22 protein-coding genes are annotated in these 22,705 nt (G+C 64.3%); 12 read left to right on the top strand and 10 right to left on the bottom strand.

Annotated elements, in window-relative coordinates; all coding sequences use genetic code 11:
- Window positions 1–2: 2 nt before the first annotated feature.
- On the bottom strand, window positions 3–287 hold the full coding sequence (locus ABID59_RS24660; RefSeq protein WP_246229828.1) for a hypothetical protein: 285 nt from the start codon (window positions 285–287) through the stop codon (window positions 3–5).
- Here ABID59_RS24660 and rbfA point away from each other — a divergent pair.
- The 4 genes from rbfA to pnp all read left to right on the top strand — a co-directional run bounded on the left by rbfA (window position 204) and on the right by pnp (window position 4,495).
- Window positions 204–581: a 30S ribosome-binding factor RbfA gene (gene rbfA, locus ABID59_RS24655; RefSeq protein ID WP_354031664.1), complete on the top strand. Its 378-nt coding sequence runs from the start codon at window positions 204–206 to the stop codon at window positions 579–581. The two genes, ABID59_RS24660 and rbfA, sit on opposite strands and share 84 nt — an antisense overlap.
- The gene (gene truB, locus ABID59_RS24650; protein ID WP_354085106.1) at window positions 578–1,690 is read left to right on the top strand and encodes a tRNA pseudouridine(55) synthase TruB; all 1,113 of its coding nucleotides are present in this window, start codon (window positions 578–580) and stop codon (window positions 1,688–1,690) included. The genes rbfA and truB overlap by 4 nt, the downstream gene beginning before the upstream one ends.
- Window positions 1,691–1,692: 2 nt before the next feature.
- The gene (rpsO, locus tag ABID59_RS24645; RefSeq protein WP_148750934.1) at window positions 1,693–1,962 is read left to right on the top strand and encodes a 30S ribosomal protein S15; all 270 of its coding nucleotides are present in this window, start codon (window positions 1,693–1,695) and stop codon (window positions 1,960–1,962) included.
- A gap of 376 nt (window positions 1,963–2,338) precedes the next feature.
- Window positions 2,339–4,495 (top strand): polyribonucleotide nucleotidyltransferase, encoded by a 2,157-nt coding sequence (pnp, locus tag ABID59_RS24640; protein ID WP_148750935.1) that lies wholly within the window; start codon window positions 2,339–2,341, stop codon window positions 4,493–4,495.
- A 112-nt stretch (window positions 4,496–4,607) separates the two neighbouring features.
- Here pnp and katG read toward each other — a convergent pair whose 3' ends face one another.
- The gene (gene katG, locus ABID59_RS24635) at window positions 4,608–6,773 is read right to left on the bottom strand and encodes a catalase/peroxidase HPI (RefSeq protein ID WP_354085105.1); all 2,166 of its coding nucleotides are present in this window, start codon (window positions 6,771–6,773) and stop codon (window positions 4,608–4,610) included.
- A 113-nt stretch (window positions 6,774–6,886) separates the two neighbouring features.
- Between katG and ABID59_RS24630 the strand changes: the two genes are divergently transcribed.
- Genes ABID59_RS24630 through ABID59_RS24620 form a run of 3 tightly spaced genes read left to right on the top strand, consistent with a single transcriptional unit; the run spans window position 6,887 to window position 8,872 of the window.
- Window positions 6,887–7,813, top strand: coding sequence for a hydrogen peroxide-inducible genes activator (locus ABID59_RS24630; protein WP_354085104.1), 927 nt, complete (start codon window positions 6,887–6,889; stop codon window positions 7,811–7,813).
- A gap of 1 nt (window position 7,814) precedes the next feature.
- The gene (locus tag ABID59_RS24625) at window positions 7,815–8,279 is read left to right on the top strand and encodes a GNAT family N-acetyltransferase (protein WP_354031312.1); all 465 of its coding nucleotides are present in this window, start codon (window positions 7,815–7,817) and stop codon (window positions 8,277–8,279) included.
- Entirely contained in the window at window positions 8,276–8,872 is a 597-nt protein-coding gene (locus ABID59_RS24620) for a glutathione S-transferase family protein (protein WP_148750939.1), read from the top strand. Before ABID59_RS24625 ends, ABID59_RS24620 begins: the two co-directional genes overlap by 4 nt.
- Here the strand turns inward: ABID59_RS24620 and fabI are convergent.
- From fabI to fabA, 3 genes are all read right to left on the bottom strand, one after another.
- On the bottom strand, window positions 8,869–9,669 hold the full coding sequence (gene fabI / locus ABID59_RS24615; RefSeq protein WP_354085103.1) for an enoyl-ACP reductase FabI: 801 nt from the start codon (window positions 9,667–9,669) through the stop codon (window positions 8,869–8,871). The genes ABID59_RS24620 and fabI overlap by 4 nt on opposite strands.
- 138 nt (window positions 9,670–9,807) lie before the next feature.
- On the bottom strand, window positions 9,808–11,031 hold the full coding sequence (gene fabB, locus ABID59_RS24610; protein ID WP_354085102.1) for a beta-ketoacyl-ACP synthase I: 1,224 nt from the start codon (window positions 11,029–11,031) through the stop codon (window positions 9,808–9,810).
- Between the two features lie 40 nt (window positions 11,032–11,071).
- Window positions 11,072–11,593 (bottom strand): bifunctional 3-hydroxydecanoyl-ACP dehydratase/trans-2-decenoyl-ACP isomerase, encoded by a 522-nt coding sequence (gene fabA / locus ABID59_RS24605; RefSeq protein ID WP_148750964.1) that lies wholly within the window; start codon window positions 11,591–11,593, stop codon window positions 11,072–11,074.
- Window positions 11,594–11,946: 353 nt separating this feature from the next.
- Here fabA and irrA point away from each other — a divergent pair, with 353 nt between their 5' ends.
- Complete coding sequence (gene irrA / locus ABID59_RS24600) at window positions 11,947–12,438, top strand: iron response transcriptional regulator IrrA (protein WP_045004900.1); 492 nt, start codon at window positions 11,947–11,949, stop codon at window positions 12,436–12,438.
- Between the two features lie 82 nt (window positions 12,439–12,520).
- Here irrA and ABID59_RS24595 read toward each other — a convergent pair whose 3' ends face one another.
- A complete protein-coding gene (locus ABID59_RS24595; RefSeq protein WP_148750942.1) occupies window positions 12,521–13,051 on the bottom strand; it encodes an SH3 domain-containing protein in 531 nt (176 codons plus the stop codon).
- A gap of 324 nt (window positions 13,052–13,375) precedes the next feature.
- Between ABID59_RS24595 and ABID59_RS24590 the strand changes: the two genes are divergently transcribed.
- Window positions 13,376–14,377 carry a 2-hydroxyacid dehydrogenase gene (locus ABID59_RS24590; RefSeq protein WP_354085101.1) on the top strand — a complete coding sequence of 334 codons (1,002 nt, stop codon included), beginning with the start codon at window positions 13,376–13,378 and terminating at the stop codon, window positions 14,375–14,377.
- A 3-nt stretch (window positions 14,378–14,380) separates the two neighbouring features.
- On the opposite strand, the gene ABID59_RS24585 is transcribed toward ABID59_RS24590, so the two are convergent.
- Window positions 14,381–15,292: a LysR family transcriptional regulator gene (locus tag ABID59_RS24585; RefSeq protein WP_354085100.1), complete on the bottom strand. Its 912-nt coding sequence runs from the start codon at window positions 15,290–15,292 to the stop codon at window positions 14,381–14,383.
- Window positions 15,293–15,413: 121 nt separating this feature from the next.
- Here ABID59_RS24585 and ABID59_RS24580 point away from each other — a divergent pair, with 121 nt between their 5' ends.
- On the top strand, window positions 15,414–16,421 hold the full coding sequence (locus tag ABID59_RS24580; RefSeq protein WP_354085099.1) for an aldo/keto reductase: 1,008 nt from the start codon (window positions 15,414–15,416) through the stop codon (window positions 16,419–16,421).
- Window positions 16,422–16,429: 8 nt separating this feature from the next.
- Here the strand turns inward: ABID59_RS24580 and ABID59_RS24575 are convergent, their stop codons facing one another.
- Window positions 16,430–17,233 (bottom strand): HesA/MoeB/ThiF family protein, encoded by an 804-nt coding sequence (locus ABID59_RS24575; protein WP_148750946.1) that lies wholly within the window; start codon window positions 17,231–17,233, stop codon window positions 16,430–16,432.
- A 91-nt stretch (window positions 17,234–17,324) separates the two neighbouring features.
- Between ABID59_RS24575 and ABID59_RS24570 the strand changes: the two genes are divergently transcribed.
- A complete protein-coding gene (locus ABID59_RS24570) occupies window positions 17,325–18,686 on the top strand; it encodes a peptidoglycan-binding protein (protein ID WP_354085098.1) in 1,362 nt (453 codons plus the stop codon).
- A gap of 145 nt (window positions 18,687–18,831) precedes the next feature.
- Here the strand turns inward: ABID59_RS24570 and ggt are convergent, their stop codons facing one another.
- A complete protein-coding gene (ggt, locus tag ABID59_RS24565; protein ID WP_354085097.1) occupies window positions 18,832–20,511 on the bottom strand; it encodes a gamma-glutamyltransferase in 1,680 nt (559 codons plus the stop codon).
- Window positions 20,512–20,753: 242 nt separating this feature from the next.
- On the opposite strand from ggt, the gene ABID59_RS24560 reads away from it, so the two are divergent.
- Window positions 20,754–21,494, top strand: a complete 741-nt coding sequence (locus tag ABID59_RS24560) for a nucleotide-binding protein (protein ID WP_354085096.1) — start codon at window positions 20,754–20,756, stop codon at window positions 21,492–21,494.
- A gap of 275 nt (window positions 21,495–21,769) precedes the next feature.
- Here the strand turns inward: ABID59_RS24560 and mutM are convergent, their stop codons facing one another.
- Window positions 21,770–22,675, bottom strand: coding sequence for a bifunctional DNA-formamidopyrimidine glycosylase/DNA-(apurinic or apyrimidinic site) lyase (gene mutM / locus ABID59_RS24555; RefSeq protein ID WP_354085095.1), 906 nt, complete (start codon window positions 22,673–22,675; stop codon window positions 21,770–21,772).
- Between the last annotated feature and the right edge of the window lie 30 nt (window positions 22,676–22,705).

Raw genomic sequence — 22,705 nt, 5'->3', positions numbered from 1 at the left:
TCTTACCGAAGCGGCTGGATCTTTTTGAGCTGAAATTGCGGGAGTGAGATGGCCGGATTTTTTCCGGCCATCCACGCCTCATTCGTTCCAACAGGACAAATGACAATGCTCGTGTCCCAAACGCGGGCAGGACGAGGTGATTTTCGACGATGCCGCGCCATCATCAGAAGAAAAGTTCCGCGCCCGGCGGCTCGCAGCGTCAGCTGCGCGTCGGCGAGCAGGTTCGCCACGCGATAGCCGAGATTCTGGCGCAAGGCGGTGTGCATGATGCGGACCTCGAAGGTCACATCATCACCGTGCCGGAGGTGCGGATGTCGCCCGACCTGAAGCTCGCGACAATCTACGTGATGCCGCTTGGTGGCCGCGACACCGAGCTCGTCATCGCTGCGCTCGATCGCAACAAGAAATTCCTGCGCGGCGAAGTCGCGCGGCGCGTTAACCTGAAATTTGCACCTGACCTTCGCTTCCGCGTCGACGAGCGATTCGACGAAGCGGAACGGATCGAGAAGCTTTTGCGAACACCTGCGGTGCAGAAGGACCTGGAACAGGATCCGGACTCGGATCGGGAAGAAGAACAATGATGATGGACCCGGCTCACGGCACGATCGGCAGCGAAGAGGTCGACACGCGCGACCTGCAGAAAAATAATTTTGCAGTTGCCGATGCTCAGCCGCATCAGGAAGCGCGTCGCGTCAACAACGATCCGCGCGCGGGCAAGCAGAAGGGCAACCAGCCCCGCCGCGACCGGCGCGACGTGCACGGCTGGGTCGTGCTCGACAAGCCGATCGGGATGACCTCAACGCAGGCCGTTGCCGTGCTCAAGCGTCTGTTCAACGCCAAGCGCGCAGGCCACGCCGGCACGCTCGACCCGCTCGCCTCCGGCGGCCTGCCGATCGCGCTCGGCGAAGCCACCAAGACGGTTCCCTTCGTCATGGACGGTCGCAAGCGCTACCGCTTCACCGTGTGCTGGGGTGAGGAGCGCGACACGGACGATATCGAAGGCAAGGTCACCGCGACCTCGGACCAGCGCCCGACCCGCGAGGCCATCGAAGCCCTGCTGCCCCGCTTCACCGGTGTGATCGAGCAGGTCCCGCCGCGCTATTCGGCGATCAAGGTCCAGGGCGAGCGGGCCTACGATCTGGCACGCGACGGCGAGGTCGTGGAGCTGGCGCCCCGCCCGGTCGAGATTCACCATTTAACCCTTGTGGATCAGCCAGATAGCGATCGGGCCGTGTTCGAGGCCGAGTGTGGCAAGGGCACCTATGTCCGCGCGCTCGCCCGCGATATGGGCCGGATTCTCGGCACTTTCGGCCATATCTGCGCGCTGCGGCGGACCCTGGTCGGCCCGTTTGGCGAAAACGACATGATTCCGCTGGATCAGCTTGAGGCTTTATGCGATAGAGCCGCGTCCGGCGAGGGAAGCCTCGCCGACGCGCTGATGCCCGTTGAGACCGCGCTGGACGACATCCCGGCACTGGCCGTCACTCGGGCTGATGCGGCAAGGCTCCATCGGGGCCAGGCCGTTTTGTTGCGCGGACGGGATGCGCCCACTAGTAGCGGCACAGTCTATGTCACGGTAGCAGGCCGTCTTTTGGCGCTTGCTGAAGTTGGCAATGGCGAAATCATCCCCAAGCGTGTGTTCAACCTGACCGGCTTGACTGCCTCAACCGGTCGCAACGAGAGAAATTGACGATGTCGATTGCCGCAGAACGCAAAGCGGAAGTCATCAAGACGAATGCCAACAAGGCCGGCGACACCGGCTCGCCAGAGGTTCAGGTCGCGATCCTGTCGGAACGCATCACCAACCTGACCAACCATTTCAAGACCCACGTGAAGGACAACCATTCGCGTCGCGGTCTCTTGAAGCTGGTCTCGACTCGCCGTTCGCTCCTCGACTATCTCAAGAAGCGGGACGAGGCGCGTTACAAGGCGCTGCTCGAGAAGCACAACATTCGTCGTTAAGAGTTCTTGCGCGCGCCACCGGCGCGCGTTTTTGCGCGTGATTTCGAGCGAAAGCGCTTATTTCAAGGTTTTTGATCGAGGCTCACGCGTACGTCCGGTGCGGGCCAATGCTGCTTCGCATCGGGGCATGATGAACGAAGACCGCGGTCCGGTGTTCGCGAGCGTGCCGACTGACAGTCCAGCAGCAATCCGGCGGCTGGGCGCAACGGGCAAGGTGCCCGTATGACCCGAAAGGATGGACGCCATCCGACATCCGAAAACCATGGCAGGATCGCAGGACGCTGATCGCCCGCTCCGATCAGCGTCCTGCAATCTTGACATGGTTTTTGTTTTTCGAGCCGTCCCTTCTTTCGAGAACCCATGAAAGAAGACCTCTATGTTCAATAAGCATTCCGTCGAGATCGACTGGGGCGGACGCCCTCTCAAGCTCGAAACCGGCAAGATCGCACGCCAGGCCGACGGCGCCGTCGTCGCCACCTATGGCGAGACCGTGGTGCTCGCCACCGTCGTCGCGGCGAAGTCGCCGCGTGAAGGCGTCGACTTCCTGCCGCTGACCGTCGACTACCAGGAAAAGACCTACGCAGCTGGCCGCATTCCCGGCGGCTATTTCAAGCGCGAGGGCCGTCCGACCGAAAAGGAGACGCTGGTCTCCCGCCTGATCGACCGTCCGATCCGTCCGCTGTTCGTCGACGGCTGGCGCAACGAGACCCAGGTGATCGTCACCGTGCTGTCGCACGATATGGAGAACGATCCCGACATCGTCGCGCTGGTGGCGTCCTCGGCCGCGCTGACCCTGTCCGGCGCCCCCTTCAAGGGCCCGATCGGCGCTGCCCGCGTCGGCTTCGCCAATGACGAGTTCATCCTCAACCCGACGCTCGACGAGATGGTCGACACCCAGCTCGACCTGGTCGTCGCCGGCACCGCCGACGCCGTGCTGATGGTGGAATCGGAAGCCAAGGAGCTGAACGAAGACATCATGCTCGGCGCCGTGATGTTCGGTCACCGCCACTTCCAGCCGGTCATCAACGCGATCATCGAGCTCGCCGAGAAAGCCGCCAAGGAGCCGCGCGAAGTCACCGTCATCGACAATGCCGCACTCGAGAAGGAAATGCTCGGCCTCGTCGAGCAGGAGCTGCGCGCCGCCTACGCCATTCCGGTCAAGCAGGATCGCTACGCCGCGGTCGGCAAGGTCAAGGAAAAGGTGATCGCCCACTACTTCCCCGAAGGGCAGGAGCCGAAATACGACAAGCTGCGCATCGGCGCCGTGTTCAAGGAGCTCGAGGCGAAGATCGTTCGCTGGAACATCCTCGACACCGGCAAGCGCATCGACGGCCGTGACTCAAAGACCGTTCGCAACATCATTGCCGAGGTCGGCGTGCTGCCCCGCGCCCATGGCTCGGCGCTGTTCACCCGCGGCGAGACCCAGGGCCTGGTCGTGACCACGCTCGGCACCGGCGAGGACGAGCAGTATATCGACGCGCTGTCGGGAACGTACAAGGAGACGTTCCTGCTGCACTACAACTTCCCTCCCTACTCGGTGGGTGAGACCGGCCGCCTCGGCGGCACCAAGCGCCGCGAGATCGGCCACGGCAAGCTCGCCTGGCGCGCGATCCACCCGGTGCTGCCGCCGCATCACGAGTTCCCGTACACGATCCGCGTGGTCTCCGAGATCACCGAGTCCAACGGCTCCTCGTCGATGGCTTCGGTGTGCGGCGCCTCGCTCGCGCTGATGGACGCTGGCGTGCCGTTGAAGCGGCCGACCGCGGGCATCGCGATGGGCCTGATCCTCGAAGACAAGCGCTTCGCCGTTCTCTCGGACATTCTCGGTGACGAGGACCATCTCGGCGACATGGACTTCAAGGTCGCCGGCACGGAAGTGGGCATCACCTCGCTCCAGATGGACATCAAGATCGAGGGCATCACCGAGGAGATCATGAAGGTCGCGCTCGGCCAGGCCAAGGATGGGCGTATCCACATCCTCGGCGAGATGGCCAAGGCGCTCACCAACGCCCGCGCCGAGCTCGGCGAATACGCGCCGCGCATCGAGACCTTCAAGATCGCCACCGACAAGATCCGCGAAGTGATCGGCACCGGCGGCAAGGTGATCCGCGAGATCGTCGAGAAGACCGGCGCCAAGGTCAACATCGAGGACGACGGCACCGTGAAGGTCGCCTCCTCCGACGGCGAGGCGATGAAGGCCGCGATCAAGTGGATCAAGTCGATCGCATCCGATCCGGAAGTCGGCCAGATCTATGACGGCACTGTCGTCAAGGTGATGGAGTTCGGCGCCTTCGTGAACTTCTTCGGCTCCAAGGACGGCCTCGTCCACATCAGCCAGCTCGCCTCGGCGCGCGTGCAGAAGACCTCCGACGTCGTCAAGGAAGGCGACAAGGTCAAGGTCAAGCTGCTCGGCTTCGACGATCGCGGCAAGACCCGCCTCTCGATGAAGGTCGTCGACCAGACCACCGGCGAAGACCTCGAAGGCAAGGGCGGCGACGGCGAGAAGGCCCCGCGCGAAGCGGCCGGCGAGTAAGTCTCGCTACCTGCCAGAAACACGAAGGGCGGCCTCGCGGCCGCCCTTTTTGTTTGTGTTCGCTCCGGGAGAGCTGCGCTCCTTCTCCCGCTTGCGAGAGAGGTGCAGCAACTCAGGCCGCGATGTCGAACCGGTCGAGGTTCATCACCTTGGTCCAGGCCTTGGCGAAGTCCTTCACGAACTGCTCCTTGGAGTCGGACGTGGCATAGACCTCGGCGTAGGCACGAAGCTGCGAGTGCGCGCCGAAGATGAGATCGACACGCGTGCCGGTCCACTTCACCGCATTGGTCTTGCGGTCGCGGGCTTCGTAGGTACCGTCAGCAGCCGGCGTCCACTGCGTGCCCATATCGAGCAGGTTGACGAAGAAGTCGTTGGTCAGCGTGCCCACCTTCGAGGTCAAGACGCCGTTCTTCGAACCGCCCGCATTGGCACCGAGCACGCGCAGGCCGCCGACGAGCGCCGTCATCTCGGGTCCGGTCAGCTTCAGAAGCTGCGCGCGATCGACCAGGGCTTCTTCCTGCTGCAGGAACTGTTGCCGCTTGCCGACGTAGTTGCGGAAACCATCGGCTCGCGGCTCCAGCGGAGCAAACGAAGCGGCATCGGTCTGCTCCTGCGAAGCATCCATGCGGCCCGGCGTGAACGCGACCTTGACGTCGACGCCAGCATCCTTGGCGGCCTTCTCGACCGCGGCGGTGCCACCAAGCACGATCAGGTCGGCGATCGAGACCTTCTTGGCGCCTGATGACGCGTTGAAGTCTTTCTGGATCGCTTCGAGCTTGCCGAGCACCTTGGAGAGCTGGGCCGGCTGGTTCACCTCCCAGTCCTTCTGCGGCGCGAGGCGAATGCGCGCGCCGTTGGCGCCGCCGCGCTTGTCGGAGCCGCGGAACGTCGAAGCCGACGCCCAGGCGGTCGAGACCAGCTCCGGCACCGAGAGGCCCGAGGCCAGGATTCTGGTTTTCAGCGAGGCGATATCCTGATCGCTGACCAGCTCGTGGTCGACCTTCGGGATCGGATCCTGCCAGATCAGCGTCTCCTTCGGCACCAGCGGGCCGAGGTAGCGCTGGATCGGACCCATGTCGCGGTGGGTGAGCTTGAACCAGGCGCGGGCGAACGCGTCGGCGAACTGATCGGGATTTTCGAGGAAGCGGCGCGAGATCTTCTCGTAGGCCGGATCCATGCGCAGCGAGAGGTCGGTGGTCAGCATGGTCGGCCGACGCTTCTTCGACTTGTCGTACGCGTCCGGAATGATCGCGTCGGCACCCTTGGCCGTCCACTGGTTCGCACCACCCGGGCTCTTCGTCAGCTCCCATTCGAACTTGAACAGGTTCTCGAAGAAGTTGTTGCTCCACTTCGTCGGCGTCTTGGTCCAGGTCACCTCGAGACCGCTGGTGATGGAATCACCCGCGAGACCCGACGCGTGCTTGCTCTTCCAGCCGAGGCCCTGATCTTCCAGCGCGCCGGCTTCCGGCTCCGGTCCGACCAGCGACGGATCGCCGGCGCCATGGGTCTTGCCGAAAGAGTGGCCGCCCGCGATCAGCGCGACGGTTTCCTCGTCGTTCATCGCCATGCGGAAGAAGGTCTCACGGATGTCCTTGGCCGCGGCGACCGGATCCGGCTTGCCGTTCGGGCCTTCCGGATTGACGTAGATGAGACCCATCTGGACCGCGCCGAGCGGCTCGGCGAGCTGGCGTTCGCCGCTGTAGCGCTCATCGCCCAGCCACGTGCCTTCGGGACCCCAATAGAGCTCTTCCGGCTCCCACACGTCGGCGCGACCACCGGCAAAGCCGAACGTCTTGAAGCCCATCGACTCCAGCGCGACGTTGCCCGCGAGCACCATCAAATCGGCCCAGGAAATCTTGCGGCCATATTTCTGCTTGATCGGCCAGAGCAGCCGGCGCGCCTTGTCGAGATTGGCGTTGTCAGGCCAGCTGTTGAGCGGGGCGAAACGCTGCTGACCGGCACCGGCGCCGCCGCGGCCGTCGGTGATGCGGTAGGTGCCGGCGCTGTGCCAGGCCATGCGGATCATGAGACCGCCGTAGTGACCGAAGTCGGCCGGCCACCATTCCTGCGAGTCCGTCATCAGAGCGGTCAGGTCCTTGATGACCGCGTTCAGGTCGAGCGTCTTGAATTCCTTGGCGTAGTCGAATTCCTTGCCCATGGGATCGGAGAGGCCGGAATTCTTGTGCAGCATCTCGATGCTGAGCTGAGTTGGCCACCAGTCGCGATTGGTTGGCGCGCGTTTTCCGCCCGGAAACGGGCACTTCGAAGTGTCGTCCATGATTACCTCCTCTGGTGGCGTCCGACGGCGCCTTTGACCAGGTCGAAGCACTCTAAGCGTCGCGTTCGATCAGGGGAAGTTGACTTTAATGATCGCTGCAATAGGATTTTCTGATGATCAACGTGACGATGCGACAGCTGCGGTATTTCGACGCGCTGGCACGGCATGGTCATTTCGGCCGCGCCGCCGAGGCCTGCTCCATCTCGCAGCCGGCACTGTCGATGCAGATCAAGGAACTGGAGCAAGCGCTCGGCGGGCTGCTGCTGGAGCGCAGCGCGCGCCAGGTCGCGCTGACCCGGTTCGGCGAGGAGCTCGCCCAGCGCGTCCGCGACATCCTGCGCGCGGTCGATGAGCTCGGCGATTTCGCCCGCGCCTCGCAGGACCGTTTTGCGGGCCGCCTGCGCATCGGCATGATCCCGACGATTGCCCCCTATCTGCTGCCCAAGATCACCAAGAATCTCACGCGCCTGCATCCCGAGCTCGACATCCGCGTGCGCGAGACGATGACGCCGCGGCTGATCCAGGAACTGGTCGAAGGCCGGCTCGACACCGCCATCGTCGCGCTGCCGGTCTCCGAACCCTCGCTCACCGAGGTCGCTTTGTTCGAGGAGAAATTCCTGCTGGTGCGACCGGGCACGGATGCGGGCACGCCGGTGCCGTCGCGCGAGATGATGCGGGAGATGCGGCTGTTGCTGCTCGAAGAGGGCCATTGTTTCCGCGATCAGGCGCTGTCGTTCTGCAACATGCAGTCGGCGCCGCCGCGCGAGATGCTGGACGCCAATTCGCTGTCGACATTGGTCCAGATGGTCAGCGCCGGCATCGGCGTCACCCTGATTCCGGAGATGGCGGTGTCGGTGGAGACGCGATCGGCCTCGGTCTCACTGTCGCGCTTCCGCGACCCCGAGCCTTCGCGCACCATCGGCATGGTCTGGCGCAAGACCAGCCCGCTGGCGCGGCAGCTGCTGCAGATCTCCGAGGTGGTGTGCCTGTCGGCCGGCAAGGCGCGCCCGCGGCAGGCCGCGCGCAACCAGCGAGCCTGAGATGCCGGATCCGATCATCCGTCCCGCCCGCGCCGACGAATATGACGAGATCGGCCGTGTCTGGATGGAGAGCTGGGTCTCGACCGGGCTTGCCGAAGCCAGCGAGTTCCTGCTGGCAAACCTGCGTGCGCGCATCCGGCGCGAGATGGAGAACGGCTGGAGCCTGTTCGTCGCCGACGACAACGGCACCATCGCTGCGATGCTCGCGCTGCATCTGCCAAAACTCTATCTCGATATGCTGTTCGTCGGGCCCGCCTATCAGGGACAATCGCTCGGGCGGAAGTTGCTCGCCTTCACGCGCACGCACATGCCGGATGAAATGTTCCTGCGCTGCGTCCGCGAGAACGAAAAGGCCTGGCGCTGGTACGAGCGCGAAGGTTTTGTGTTCGAGAAGGAAGAGGTCGAGCCGTCGAACGGGTTTGTGATGAAGTACTATAGGTGGAAGAACAAGGGTCCGCTCCCATGATCAAACTCTATTGGTCGCCCCGCTCGCGTTCGTTCTCGGCGCTTTGGCTGATGGAAGAGAGCGGGCTTCGGTATGAGCGCGTGCTGACCGACATTTCGACCGGCGCGCAGAAGGCGCCGGATTATCTGAAGGTCAATCCGATGGGCAAGGTGCCGGCGCTCGCCGACGGCGATGCCGCGCTCGGCGAGGCCGCTGCAATCTGCGCTTACATCGCCGACCGTTATCCGGAGACGAAGCTCGCGCCTGATGTGACCGATCCACGTCGTGCGCGCTACCTGCAATGGCTGTTCTTCTCGCCGAGCTGCATCGAACCGGCGATCATCCAGATCTTCACCAAGATCGAGGTGCCGAGCTCGACTGCGGCCTGGGGCAGCGCGACGCAGGTCTTCGACGTGCTGGAAGCGGCGCTCGAAAACGGCCCTTGGATTCTCGGCGAGGAATTTTCCGCGGCCGACATCACGATCGGCTCGGGCCTGAACTTCGCAGTGCGCCTGTTCAAGATGGTGCCGTCGCGCACCGCGTTCGATGCCTATATCGCGCGTTGCATGGCGCGGCCGGCATTCCAGCGCGCGGAGAAAATCGCGGCGGGTTAGCCTTCCGCCTTCAGATCATCCGGCCTCGGCATCAGGACGGTGTTGTAGCCGGAATCGACATAGTGGATTTCGCCGGTCACGCCGCCGGAGAGATCCGACAGCAGATACAGCGCCGAGCCGCCGAGCTCATCGAGCGTGACGCCGCGGCGGAGCGGCGAATGCTTTTGCATGAACGCAAACATCGCGCGCGCCTCGCCGATGCCGGAGCCCGCGAGCGTGCGGATAGGGCCGGCGGAGATCGCGTTGACGCGGATGCCGCGCGGTCCGAGATCGGACGCGAGATAGCGCACCGAGGCTTCCAGCGCCGCCTTGGCCACGCCCATCACGTTGTAATTCGGCATCGCGCGCTCTGAGGCGCCGAAGGTCAGCGTGATCATGCTGCCACCCTCGGTCATCAGCTCGGCGGCGCGTTTTGCGACCTCCGTGAACGAGAAGCAGGAGATCACCATGGTGCGCGAAAAATTCTCGCGGCTGGTGTCGGCGTAGCGGCCCTTCAGCTCGTTCTTGTCGGCAAAGCCGATCGCGTGGATCACGAAATCGAGCTTGCCCCACTTTTCGCGCAAGACGTCGAACGTGGCGTCGACGCTGGCAATGTCCTCGACATCGCACGGCAGCACCAGATCAACCCCAAGCGATTCCGCCAGCGGCTTGACGCGCTTGCCGAGAGCCTCGCCCTGGAAGGTGAAGGCGAGCTCGGCGCCATGGGCATGCAGCGTCCTCGCCATGCCCCAGGCGATCGAATGATCATTGGCGATGCCCATGATCAGACCGCGCTTGCCTTGCATCAAACCTTCCATCTCGCGATTACCCTCCGCTCTCCGTCATGCCCGGGCTTGTCCCGGGCATCCACGTTCTTCCGAAGTCGGTAGCAAAGACGTGGATGGCCGGGACAAGCCCGGCCATGACGAAATAGCTATCGGTCGTCCGCAGTGACGTCACACGTCCAGCCGGCTGAACACCAGGGTGGCGTTGGTGCCGCCGAAGCCGAAGGAGTTCGACAGCACGGTGCCGATTTTGACGTTGTCGATGCGCTTGCGCACGATCGGCATGTCGGCGAACACGGGATCGAGCTCCTGGATGTGCGCGCTTTCGCAGATGAAACCGTTGTTCATCATCAGCATCGAATAGATCGCCTCCTGCACACCGGTCGCGCCCAGCGAGTGGCCGGTCAGCGCCTTGGTCGCCGAGATCGGCGGGCACTTCTCGCCGGCGCCGAACACGCGGCGGAGCGCGTCGATTTCCGGCGGATCGCCGGCTGGCGTCGAGGTGGCGTGCGGATTGATGTAGTCGACCTTGGTCTTCACCGTCGACATCGCCATGCGCATGCAGCGCTCGGCGCCTTCACCTGACGGCGCGACCATGTCGTAGCCATCCGAGGTCGCGCCATAGCCGACGATCTCGCCGTAGATGCGCGCGCCGCGCGCCTTGGCGTGCTCAAGCTCTTCCAGGACGAGGACTCCGGCGCCGCCGGCGATGACAAAACCGTCGCGGTTGACGTCGTAGGGACGCGAGGCGGTGGCGGGGGTATCGTTGTACTTCGAGGACATCGCGCCCATGGCGTCGAACAGCACCGAGAGCGACCAGTCCAGTTCCTCGCAGCCGCCGGCGAAGATGATATCCTGCTTGCCGATCTGGATCGTCTCATAGGCGTTGCCGACGCAGTGGTTCGACGTCGCGCAGGCCGAGGAGATCGAATAGTTCACGCCCTTGATCTTGAACCAGGTCGCGAGCGTCGCCGACGCCGTGGACGACATCGCCTTCGGCACTGCAAAGGGACCGACGCGCTTCGGTCCCTTGGTGCGGGTGATATCGGCGGCTTCGACGATAGTGCGCGCCGAGGGGCCGCCGGAGCCCATGATGATGCCGGTGCGGACGTTGGAGACTTCGTCAGGCGACAGACCGGAGTCCTGGATCGCCTGCTCCATCGCGACATGATTCCACGCCGCACCCTGACCGAGGAAACGCATGGCGCGGCGGTCAACCACTGTCGAAGGATCGAGCGTCGGCGCACCTTGCACCTGCGAACGGAAGCCGAGCTCGGCATATTTCTCGGCCCGCGAAATGCCCGACTTCGCCTCGTGAAGGCTCGCAAGCACTTCCTGGGTGTTGTTTCCGATCGACGAGACGATTCCCATCCCGGTGACCACAACCCGCCTCATGACAGCCTCGCCTAAATCGTTGTCTTTCTTGGTGATGCGCTCAGCCCAGGCTCACGCCTTGCTTGAACAAGCCGACCTTCAGCTCCTTCGCGCGATAAATAATCTGGTCATCGACCGAAAGCCATCCGTCGGCGATGCCGAGCACCAGCTTTGAACGCATCACGCGCTTGATATCGATGTTGTACACAACCTTGCGGGCCTCGGGCAGCACCTGGCCGCTGAACTTGAGCTCGTTCAGACCAAGCGCGCGGCCGCGACCTTCGCCGCCGCTCCAGCCGAGATAGAAGCCGACCATTTGCCACAGCGCGTCGAGGCCGAGGCAGCCGGGCATCACCGGATCGTTCTTGAAGTGGCAGCCGAAGAACCAGAGGTCCGCCTTCACGTCCAGCTCGGCACGCACGATTCCCTTGCCGAACTCGCCGCCGGTCTCCGAAATGTCCGTGATGCGGTCGAACATGAGCATCGGCGGCAGCGGCAGCTGGGCATTGCCCGGGCCGAACATCTCGCCGCGGGCACATGCCAGCAAATCTTCGTATTCGTAGCCGTTGCGCCTGTTCAGCATGCGGAAGCCTCTGTTTGAACCCCGATTGAGCGGCGTTTCTGGCAAAAAATGGGCCCCGTTCTCGTTCGGAAAGCAACGCCAATTGCCGTCGCCAGGCGCAAATACCGAGAGCCGGATGGACTTCGGGCCGGGCCTCAATGCCTGGCTGCGCCAAAATCGGTTAAGCGGAACCGCGCGCTCTCTAACACAGGCCTTTTCGGGTAGCAAAGCGGGCCCATGAAGGTAAAAATGACCGGGACCCGGCCCGGTTCCTCTGCTGATTAGAACCGCTCTAGTTGCGAGAAACTTGCATCTGCATCTATCTGTCCATATATTGCAGATAGATAGTGTTCACGCGTGCCCGAATTCTGGAAATGAACGAAAACAACGCCACCCACCACGACGAAGACGCCCATGCGGCGGCTCTTCTGTCCGGCCGCCAGCCGGCCCTGACCGGCTGCCCCTGGCACGACGTCAATGAAATGCTCCAGTCTGCCGGCCTGCGCCCGACGCGCCAGCGCATGGCGCTCGGCTGGCTGCTGTTCGGCAAGGGTGCACGCCACCTCACGGCTGAAATGCTCTACGAGGAAGCGACGCTGGCCAAGGTCCCGGTCTCGCTCGCGACCGTCTACAACACGTTGAACCAGCTGACCGATGCCGGCCTGCTGCGTCAGGTCAGTGTCGACGGCACCAAAACCTATTTCGACACCAACGTCACCACGCACCATCACTATTACCTCGAGAACAGCCACGAGCTGGTCGACATCGAGGATCCGCATCTGGCCCTGTCCAAGATGCCGGAGGTGCCGGAAGGCTACGAGATCGCGCGCATCGACATGGTCGTGCGCCTGCGCAAGAAGCGCTGAAATCGTCCCGAAATCGCATTGAGTTCGTCATGGCGAGTTCGTCATGGCCCGGCTTCGTCCCGGCCATTGTCGTTTCAGGCCGTCAGTTGACCTGCTCGTCGGCGTAGACGCCCCAGAGCCGTTCCTGCTGGATCCAGCCGTCAAAGCCGTCGCCGACGACGTGGCACCAGTTGGTCGTGCACTTCTTCACCTGCGTGACGACGCCGGCCTGGAGTTTCGCGGCCACGGCGCTGTCGGCATCGGCGCGGTCATAGATCGGCGCGAGATCGTCCCTGTGCTTCATGGTCACCACCGCAGTGCGGCGGCCCGACAGCAGCGAATGATAGACCCAGCCCTCGGCGCCCTCGGAATCGCGCACCCGGCGCCAGTTCTCGAACTCGGCTGTGATTTCAACCGGCAGGCCGGACCGGGTGTAGACCCAGGCCACGTCATTGTCCTTGGTTGGCCCGGCGCGAACGTTGACGTGATCCGATTTGAGGCTGACATAGCGCGGCACCGGAAGGCCGCTGGCCGTCTGGGGGGTGTTGTCCTTGGCCGAGTGCCCGGGGCTGACCGAGGCGCTCAACCAGGTGCAAACGAGCGCCAGCACCGAACAAAAACGCCCCAACGCCATTAACCCGTCTCCTGTCGAAGACCTGGCCAGACCAGGTCCTCACCCCAAATTCCAAAACCTGCCGTGCAAACCCCTCTCCCGCCCCACGCGGGTGTTCCCAAAGCCAAACCCGTGGTTCTTGTCTTGGCCCGGCCTTCTGCTAGAGAGGACGGACATCTGAACAACCGGTTTGCCCCGATTTTCCGGCCGGAAAGTTGGGGGAAAGCTTGAAGGAAACGCCGGGGACGACACGGCTAAGGCAGTGTCGAACAACCGGGTTAATGAGGCCTCAACAGCCGGCCTTTGGCGACAGAGGCGGCCTGCAACGCCTCATGAGGGCAGCACATGTCGGTGAAGAAAAAGCCCCTCGTCGTGGTGACGCGCAAGCTGCCGGACTCGATCGAGACCCGGATGCGCGAACTGTTCGACGCACGCATCAATCTCGACGACACACCGATGTCGACCGAGCAGATCGCCGAAGCCGCGCGCACTGCCGACATCCTGGTTCCCACGGTCACCGACCACATCAGCGCCGACATCGTCAATCAGCCCGACTGCAAGCTCCGCCTGATCGCCAATTTTGGCAACGGCGTCGACAATATCGACGTCGAGGCTGCGCATGCCCGCGGCATCACCGTCACCAACACGCCAAAGGTTCTGACCGAAGACACCGCCGACATGACGATGGCGCTGATCCTGGCGGTGCCGCGCCGGATGATCGAGGGCGCTTCCGTGCTGACGGAGGGGAAACCCTGGGCGGGCTGGTCGCCGACCTGGATGCTCGGCCACCGCATCGGCGGAAAGCGCCTTGGCATCATCGGCATGGGCCGCATCGGCCAGGCGGTCGCACGCCGCGCCCGCGCGTTCGGCTTGCAGATCCACTATCACAACCGCCGCCCCGTCGCGCCTGTCATCGCCGAAGAGCTTGGCGCGACCTATTGGGAAAGCCTCGACCAGATGCTGGCGCGGATGGACATCATCTCGGTGAACTGTCCGCACACGCCAGCGACCTATCACCTGCTCTCGGCGCGCCGGCTGAAGCTGATCCGCAAGGACGCCTATATCGTCAACACCGCGCGCGGTGGAGTCACCGACGAAGACACGCTGATCAAGCTGATCGAAGCCGGCGAGATCGGCGGCGCCGGCCTCGACGTCTATGAGCACGAGCCGGCGGTCAACCCAAAGCTGGTGCGGCTTGCGAAAGCCGGCAAGGTGACGCTGATGCCGCATATGGGCTCAGCCACGATCGAAGGCCGCGTCGAGATGGGCGAGAAGGTGATCATCAACATCCGCACCTTCCTCGACGCGCACAAGCCGCCGGATCGCGTGTTGCCGAGCATGCTCTGAGGCCTATTTGCCGCGCGTCTCGCGCTTGCGCCAATCGGCGACGAAATCGATGAAGGCGCGCAGCGCGGGCGGCACCTGGCGCCGGCTCGGGTAGTACAGAAACGGGCCCGGGAACGGCTCGCACCAGTCTTCCATCAAGCTGACCAGCGCACCGGATTTCAGGGCGTCGCCGACATAGCCATCGAGGCTTGCCCAGACGCCAGCGCCGCCGAGCGCGGCGCGCATGGCAAGACCCATGTTGGTCGAAATCAGTTTTGCAGGCGGATCGACCTTCACGATCTGGCCGGCCTTCTCGAACTCCCAATCATGCATGACGCCGCTCGAATAGCGCGCGCGGATGCAGTCGTGGTCGAGCAAATCCTTCGGGTGCTTGGGCCTGCCGCGGCGCGCGACATAATCGGGCGAGGCGACGACGACATAGTGCTGCGGACCGCTCAGCGGGATCGCGACCATGTCTTGCGCGAGATGCTCGCCGTAACGCACGCCGGCGTCGTAGCCTGCGCTGACGATATCGACGAAGCCGCTCTCGGAAACGATATCGAGATCGACCTGCGGATGGGCCTGCAGGAACGGAACGACCATCGGCGCCAGCACCAAATCGACCGCCGGCGGCGGCGCGTTGATGCGCAGGCGGCCTGAGGCGACCTCGCGCAGGCCCCGCACCTGATCCAGGGCGTCGCCGACGTCGCGCAAGGCCGGGGCCACCCGCGACAGCAACAGTTCCCCTGCCTCCGTCAGCGCGACGCTGCGGGTGGTGCGGTTCATCAGCCGGACGCCGAGGCGCTCCTCCAGGTCGCGCAGCCGCTGGCTAAGGCTCGACACCGACACGCGAATTTCGACCGCCGCGCGCCGGAAATTGCGGGTGCGGGCGATCGCCACGAAGGCATCGAGATCGCGCAGGTCAGGACCAACCATTGTTCGATATGATGAACAAGCTATTCCGCATTGTCCAGCTTATCGCGGCAATGGGCCGGGCGCATATCTGGCCTCGTCACGCGGCGTCCATCGGGCGCCGCCTTTTTCAAGGAGAGTCATCATGGAACAGCGCAAACTCGGTTCGACCGGCCCCAACGTCTCGAGCCTCGGCCTCGGCTGCATGGCGATGTCGGATGCCTATGGCCCGGCCGATCGCGGCGAGAGCATCGCCACCGTCCATGAGGCACTCGACGCGGGCATCACGCTGCTCGACACCGGCGATTTCTACGCGATGGGCCACAATGAAATGCTGATCCGCGAGGCGCTGACGAACGCCCCCCGCGACAAGGTACAGCTCAGTGTGAAGTTCGGCGCGCTGCGCGGTCCCGCCGGCGAATTCGTTGGGTTCGATTCGCGGCCGGCTGCGACGAGAAACTTCCTCGCCTATTCGCTGCAACGACTTGGCACCGACTACATCGACGTCTACCGCCCGGCGCGGCTCGATCCCAGCATTCCCATCGAGGAGACGATCGGCGGTCTCGCTGATCTCGTGAAGGCCGGCTACATCAAGCATATCGGCCTGTCCGAGGTCGGCTCCGACACCATCCGCCGCGCGCATGCCGTGCATCCGATCGCCGATCTCCAGATCGAATATTCGCTGATCGAGCGCGGCATCGAGCGCGATATTCTGAAGACCTGCCGTGAGCTCGGCATCGGCATCACCGCTTACGGCGTGCTGGCGCGCGGCCTGATCAGCGGCCATTGGTCGAAGGACTCCGGCAAGACCGGCCGCGACTACCGTCTGATGAGCCCGCGCTTCCAGGGCGCGAACCTCGATGCCAATCTGGCGCTGGCGGAGCAGCTTCGCGCCATTGCCACAGAGATCGGCGCAACACCAGCGCAGGTCGCAATCGCCTGGGTGGCGGCGCAAGGCCAGGAGATCGTGCCGCTGATCGGTGCCCGCACCCGCAAGCGCTTCACCGAAGCACTCGGCGCGACCAATGTGGCGCTGACGCCGGCTCATCTTGCGGCGCTGGCAAAGGCGTTTCCGCCCAACATCGCTTCCGGCACGCGTTATGCGGCCGAGCAGATGGCGCATCTCGACAGCGAGAAGCCGGCCACGGCGTAACAGCGCGATCAGGTGCGATGGGCGCTAAGGTCAGTCATGACCGGCCCATCGCCATTAAGCGGATTGGCCGGATCGCGCCCGTAGCGCAGCGTCTCGAAGCGCATCGCGCGCGCATCGATCATCAGGAGGCGGCCGACCAGGCCATCGCCAAAACCGACGATCTCGCGGATCGCCTCCAGCGCCATCATCGAGCCCATCACGCCCGCAAGCGCGCCCATGACGCCGGCCTCCGCGCAGGCCGGCACGGTGCCCGGCGGGGGCGCCTCCGGAAACAGACAGCGATAGGTCGGGTTAAATTCGCCCTGCTCATTTGTCTCATATGCGCGGATGGTGGTGAGCGAGCCGTCGAAGGTGCCGAGCGCCGCGGTGATCAGCGGCCGCTTCGCAAAAAAACAGGCATCCGAGACCAGATAGCGTGTCGAGAAATTGTCGGAGCCATCGAGCACCAGGTCGTAATCGCCGATCAGGCCCAGCGCATTGTCGGCATTGAGCCAGGTGGCGTGGCCGACGAAGCGGACATGCGGATTGAGCGCCGCAATCCGCTCGGCCGCGCTCTCGACCTTGTGCCGGCCGATGTCAGGCGTCGTATGGATGACCTGGCGCTGAAGGTTGGACAGCGACACGACGTCGTCATCGACCACGCCGAGCGTGCCAATGCCGGCCGCCGCCAGATACATCAGGGCCGGCGCGCCGAGCCCGCCGGCGCCGATCACCAGCGCGGAGGCTCGCTTCAGCGCAGCCTGGCCCGGGCCGCCGACATCGCGCAGCACGATATGGCGGGCATAGCGTTCGAGTTCGTCCGGGCTCAGCACCTTCTCTTACTCCTGAACCGCCCCAACATTGTTCGCGACCAACGAGATGTGCTTCAATGGCGGCGCGTTCAATGGGCTGGCTGGATTTGTCATGAGATCGATGCTTGCGGCAACACTGATGTTGGCGTCTGCCACAGGCGCCAGCGCCCAGACGACGACGCCACAGGTCCCGGGCACCAAGCCGAAGGTGGTCCAGACCGTTCCGATCAAGCCGCCTGCCCTGCAAACGCCGTCGGAAACCGCGGATGGGATGGCGCAGGCCGAGCGGCTGTCGCTTCAGTCCGACCTCGCCTGGGTCGGCGAATATAACGGCGCCATCACCGGCGACGTCAGCTCGCGCATGGTCGACGCCATCAAGGAGTACCAGAAGAACAAGGGCGGCAAGCCAACCGGCGTGCTCAATCCGCAGGAGCGCGCCGCGCTCGCCGAGACCGCGCGGCGCAAGCAGGACAGCGTCGGCTGGAAAATCGTGACGGAGATGACCAGCGGCGCGCGGCTCGGCATTCCCTCAAAGCTGGTGCCGCAGCAGGCCACCGACGCCAACGGCTCGAAATGGAGCTCGGCGACCGGAACGGTTCAGGTGCTGCTGAGCCGCCGCAAGGAGGCGAACCCGACGACCGCAAAACTCGCGGAAACCGAAAAGAAGGAGCCGGCCGGACGCAAGGTCGACTACACCGTGGTGAAGCCCGACTTCTTCGTGCTGTCGGGATTGCAGGGCCTGAAGAAATTTTACGTGCGCGGCACTTTCAAGGGCGACGAGGTCCGCATCATGACGATCTTGTACGACCAGGCGACCGAGGGCACGGTCGAGCCTGTCGTGATCGCGATGTCGAGCGCGTTCAATGCATTCCCGTCGGGGCCGCTAGTCGGACCGCCGCCGCGCAAGACCGTCGAATATGGCACCGGCATCGTCGTCAGCGACGACGGCGCGATCCTGGCCGACCGTCTCGTCACGGATTCCTGTCTCGCCATCACCATCGGCGGCTACGGCAATGCCGATCGTCTCGCCGAGGACAAAGAGCACGACCTAGCGCTGCTGCACATCTATGGCGCACGCGGCCTGAAGCCGCTCAGCCTCGCCGGCGGCCCAGCGAAGGCAAGTGTCGATGTCGTCGGCATCGCCGATCCGCAGAGCCAGGGCGGCGCGGCCGGTGTATCGAGCATCAAGGCTGCGCTGGCATCTGTCGGTGGCGGCGATGCCGCGCTGTCGCCGCCGCCGGCGGTTGGATTTTCCGGCGGCCCGGCAATCGACGGCGACGGCAAGTTCTCGGGCGTTACGCTGTTGAAGCCGGCGATGGTTGCGGGACCCGCAAATGCAGTGCCGGCGTCACAGGCCGTGATGGTCGCAGCAGATACGGTACGCGATTTCCTGAAGGCGAGCGGCGTTGCCGCGAACGGCACGTCAACAGATGCGAAGGCGGCGGTCGTCCGCGTGATCTGCGTGCGGAAATGACTCTCGTGTCCCGGACGCGCTGCAACGCGCCAGCGTTGCTGCGCAGAGCCGGGAACCACGCCGCCTCAAATTCAGTGCGAGAAGTTTCTGGGCCCCGGCTCTGCAGCGCACCGCTTCGCGCTGCGCCGCGTCCGGGGCACGAGCGCTAGCTCAACCTGAACCTGACACCGCTTTTCGCAAGGCCGCCCGAGATCCCAACCGGCGTGCCGTCCGCGCGCCAGCAGGCGGCGCCCGACATGCTCCCGTCGTCGTGGAACGCAATCGCATTCATGCCGCCGGCAACCGTCGCCACGGGCTGGACCTTGTGGCCGAGGGCCGCAAGCTTCGCGCGAACGCTCTCCGGCACCTTCTGCTCGACCTCGAGCGCGTTGCCCTCGGTCCACACACGCGGCGCTTCGACCGCTTCCTGCAGGCTCATGCCGTGGTCGATCAGATTGATCAGCGCCTGCATCGCGCTTGGGAAGATGCGCTTTCCGCCGGGGAGGCCCAGCGCATAGCGCAGCTTGCCGTCACGGAGCGCCATCATCGGCGACATCGAGGTCGTCACGCGCTTGCCGGGCGCGAGCGACAGCGCATGGCCCGGCCGCGGATCGAACAGGTTCATGTAATTGTTGGCGATGGCCCCTAGACCCGGGATCATGATCTTGGCGCCAAAGAGATTGTTGATGGTCTGCGTGGTTGCGACCACGTTGCCGAAGGCATCTGCCGCCGTCATGTGCGTGGTGTGCGCGCTTTCGAGCTGCGTCACGCCGGCACCAAAAGCCTGCGCCCGCGCCGGATCGATGGCGCGGCGGCGCTCCTCGGCATAGGCTTTTGACGTCAGCTTCTCCACGGGCACGCCAACATAATCCGGGTCGCCGCTGGCGGCGGCGCGATCGGCGAAGGCGATCTTCAGGACCTCGGCGAGGTAATGGATGGTCTCTGATGTGCCGAAGCCGAGGCCACCGATGTCGTAGCCTTCAAGAATGTTCAGCATCTGCGCGATATGCACGCCGGAGGCCGCGGGCGGTGGCGGCCCCAAAATGGTCCAGCCACGATAGTCGGCGCGGATCGGCTGCCGCTCGACGGTCTTGTAAGCCGTGAGATCGCCACGCCGGATGAAGCCGCCGGCCTTTTCCATATAGTCAACGAGGATGTCGCCGAGCGGCCCCTCGTAGAGCGCTTTCTCGCCGTGGTCGGCGATAGCACGAAGCGTCTCGGCATATTCGGCCTGCACCACGCGCTCGCCGACCTTGAGCGGCTCGCCATCAGGCAGATAGATCGCCGCAATCGGCTTGTCCTTGCGCATCTCGGCGGCGCTCTCGCTGATACATTCGTGCAAGTACGGCGTCGCCGCATATCCGCGCCTGGCGTGCTTGATCGCGGGCTGCATGACGTCGGCAAGCGACATGGTACCGAATCGGCGCAGCGTCTCGCACCAGGCTTTCAGCGACCCCGGCGTGGCGACGGCTTTCGGACCGTTGAGGTTCTCGTTGCCGACGGTATCGAACACGTCATGGGCGGAGCCCGGCCTGGAGGTGTAGGTGGTGTCGCGGACCGCAGCGGGCACCGTGCTCTGGCCGTCGATGAAGCGGTGGCTGCCGTCGGCGAGGCGGATATGCGCCATGCCGCCGCCGATGATGCCGACCATCATCGGCTCGACCACGGTCAGCGTGAACAGGGTCGCGATTGCGGCATCGATGGCGTTGCCGCCAGCGGCCAGCATCTCGGCTCCGGCGCTGGAGGCCAGGGGATGGTTGCTCACCACCATGCCGCGGCTCGAGACCGCCGGCATCTTCTGGCAGTCAAAGGTGGTTGCCGTCCGATCGCGCCAGTTGCCGCTCATGCTGCCTGCCCCTCTTGTTCACGGCGGCGAGCACACCACACGCAGGATTACGGGTCCAGTAATGGTACGGATTAGCTGGCATTCCCGATTCTGCCATCATTGTTTCCGTTGATTCGGACATCCGCGGTCCCCTTTGGATCGGGCAAGGCACGTCCTGAGCGAGAAGAGCTCAGCATCGAGAAGCGATGCACGTTCGCGTGGCGTTATCCTAGACCCAGGCACTCCAAAGGAATCATCTTCCAATGCATACGATCGTACTCGCCACCCAAAAGGGCGGCAGTGGCAAGAGCACCCTCGCCATCGGCCTCGCGCTGGCGGCCAGGCAGGCCGGCTTCACCGTCCGCCTGATCGAGACCGACCCGCAGGGCACCCTCTCCAACTGGCAGCGCCGCCGCAACAATGACGATATCGTCGTCGAGCCGATTTATCACGCTGCCGACATCCAGCCACGCCTGAAGATGCTGGCCGAGAGCGGGCTCCAGCTCGCGATCGTCGACACCGCGGCCGGCCTCAGCGCCGCCACCACCGCCGCGATCCGCCATTCCGACCTCTGCCTGATCCCGGCCCGCCCGAGCGTCGCCGACATCGAGGCGACCGTCTCGACCCTCAGCGTGGCGCGCGCCTGGAAGCGGCCCTTTGGCTTCGTGCTGAACCAGACGCCGATCCGTGGCCAGCGCATCGACAACGCCGCCAACGCGCTCGCCGAGGAAGCCGCGCTCGATCTCGCCGACGTGCTCGCGCGCCCGCTGATCGTGATGCGCAACGATCACCAGGACTCGCTCGCCTCAGGCCTTGCGGTCAGCGAATGCGCGCCGAACGGCAAGTCGACCGAGGAGATCCGCAGCCTCTGGCGCTGGATCGAGACCCGTCTCGAGCTCTCCGCCGGCAATATGCTGATCGATCAGGTCATGTCGGCGGCAGACGGAATGCTGCATGCCGCTGCCGAAATTTCGGCGGACGAGACCACGACTCTGGCGTCCTGAGCGGGGCGATCGGCCAGGGCCGCAGACGGACTCCTCGCTGTCCGGTGAATGAGCCCAAGCGACGAAGCAATCCGGCCACCAGCCCGGCCGGATTGCTTCGCTTCGCGTTGTACGGACGCTCCATCCTCCGTCATTGCGAGCGCAGCAAAGCAATCCAGAATCTTTCCGCGGAAAGACTCTGGATTGCTTCGTCGCAAGCGCTCCTCGCAATGACGATTGCGGTTGGCATGTCGGCTAGCAGACACTCACCGCCCCCTTGGCCACTCGCTTGATTCTCACTTCTGACATTTCGGACACCAGAAGGTCGAGCGGCCGTTCTGGGTGAAGCGCTTGATCGTGCCGGCGCAGCGCGGCGTCGTACATTTCTCGCTCTCGCGGTCGTAGACCTTGAATGAGTGCTGGAAATAGCCGAGCTCGCCCGAGGTCTGGCGATGGTCGCGCAATGACGAGCCGCCGGCCTTGATCGCATCGTTCAACACGGTGTGAATCGCGCCAACCAGCCGCTTGGCATGATCCGTCGGCTCGCCCCCGCCATTGCCCTTGCGTTGTCCGGCCTTTGTCGACAGCGTCGCGGCGATACGGCGCGGCGACAGATGCGAGCGGTGCAGGGCTTCGCAGACATAGATGTTGCCGAGGCCTGCGACCACGCGCTGGTCGAGCAGCGCGGCTTTGAGGCTCGTGGTCTTGCCGGCGCAGGCGCGCGCCAGCATCGCGGAATCGAATTCGTTGCCGAGCGGCTCGGGGCCGAGGCCGCGCAGCAGCGGCTCGTCTTCGAGCGCGTTGCGCGCGATCACTTTCATGTAACCGAAGCGGCGTGGATCGTTGAAGACGATGTCGGCGCCCGAGGACATCCGAAACAGCACATGATCGTGCGCGGAGTCCTTGCCCCTCGGATAATGAAACTCGCCGGACGCGGCCTCGTTGTCCGGCTTGATGACGCGGAACGAGCCCGACATGCCCAGATGCATCAACAGCACGTCGCCGGAGGCGAGATCCGCCATGAGATATTTTGCACGGCGGCCGAGGCCCGTGACGATCTGTCCCTGGAGCCGGGCCACGAAATCCGGCTGGAACGGAAACCGCAAATCAGGCCTGCGGGCTTCCGCGACAACGATTTTCGCACCCTCCATGACAGGCTGAAGGCCGCGGCGGACAGTCTCGACTTCGGGCAATTCAGGCATGGTCAGGCATTCACCTTATGAGGGCGGTGT

The organism is Bradyrhizobium sp. S3.3.6, from assembly GCF_040546905.1.
In the GTDB taxonomy this organism is placed as follows: domain Bacteria; phylum Pseudomonadota; class Alphaproteobacteria; order Rhizobiales; family Xanthobacteraceae; genus Bradyrhizobium; species Bradyrhizobium cytisi.
Note: the sequence above shows the minus strand (reverse complement) of the source record. Positions and strands in the feature narration are given on the sequence as shown.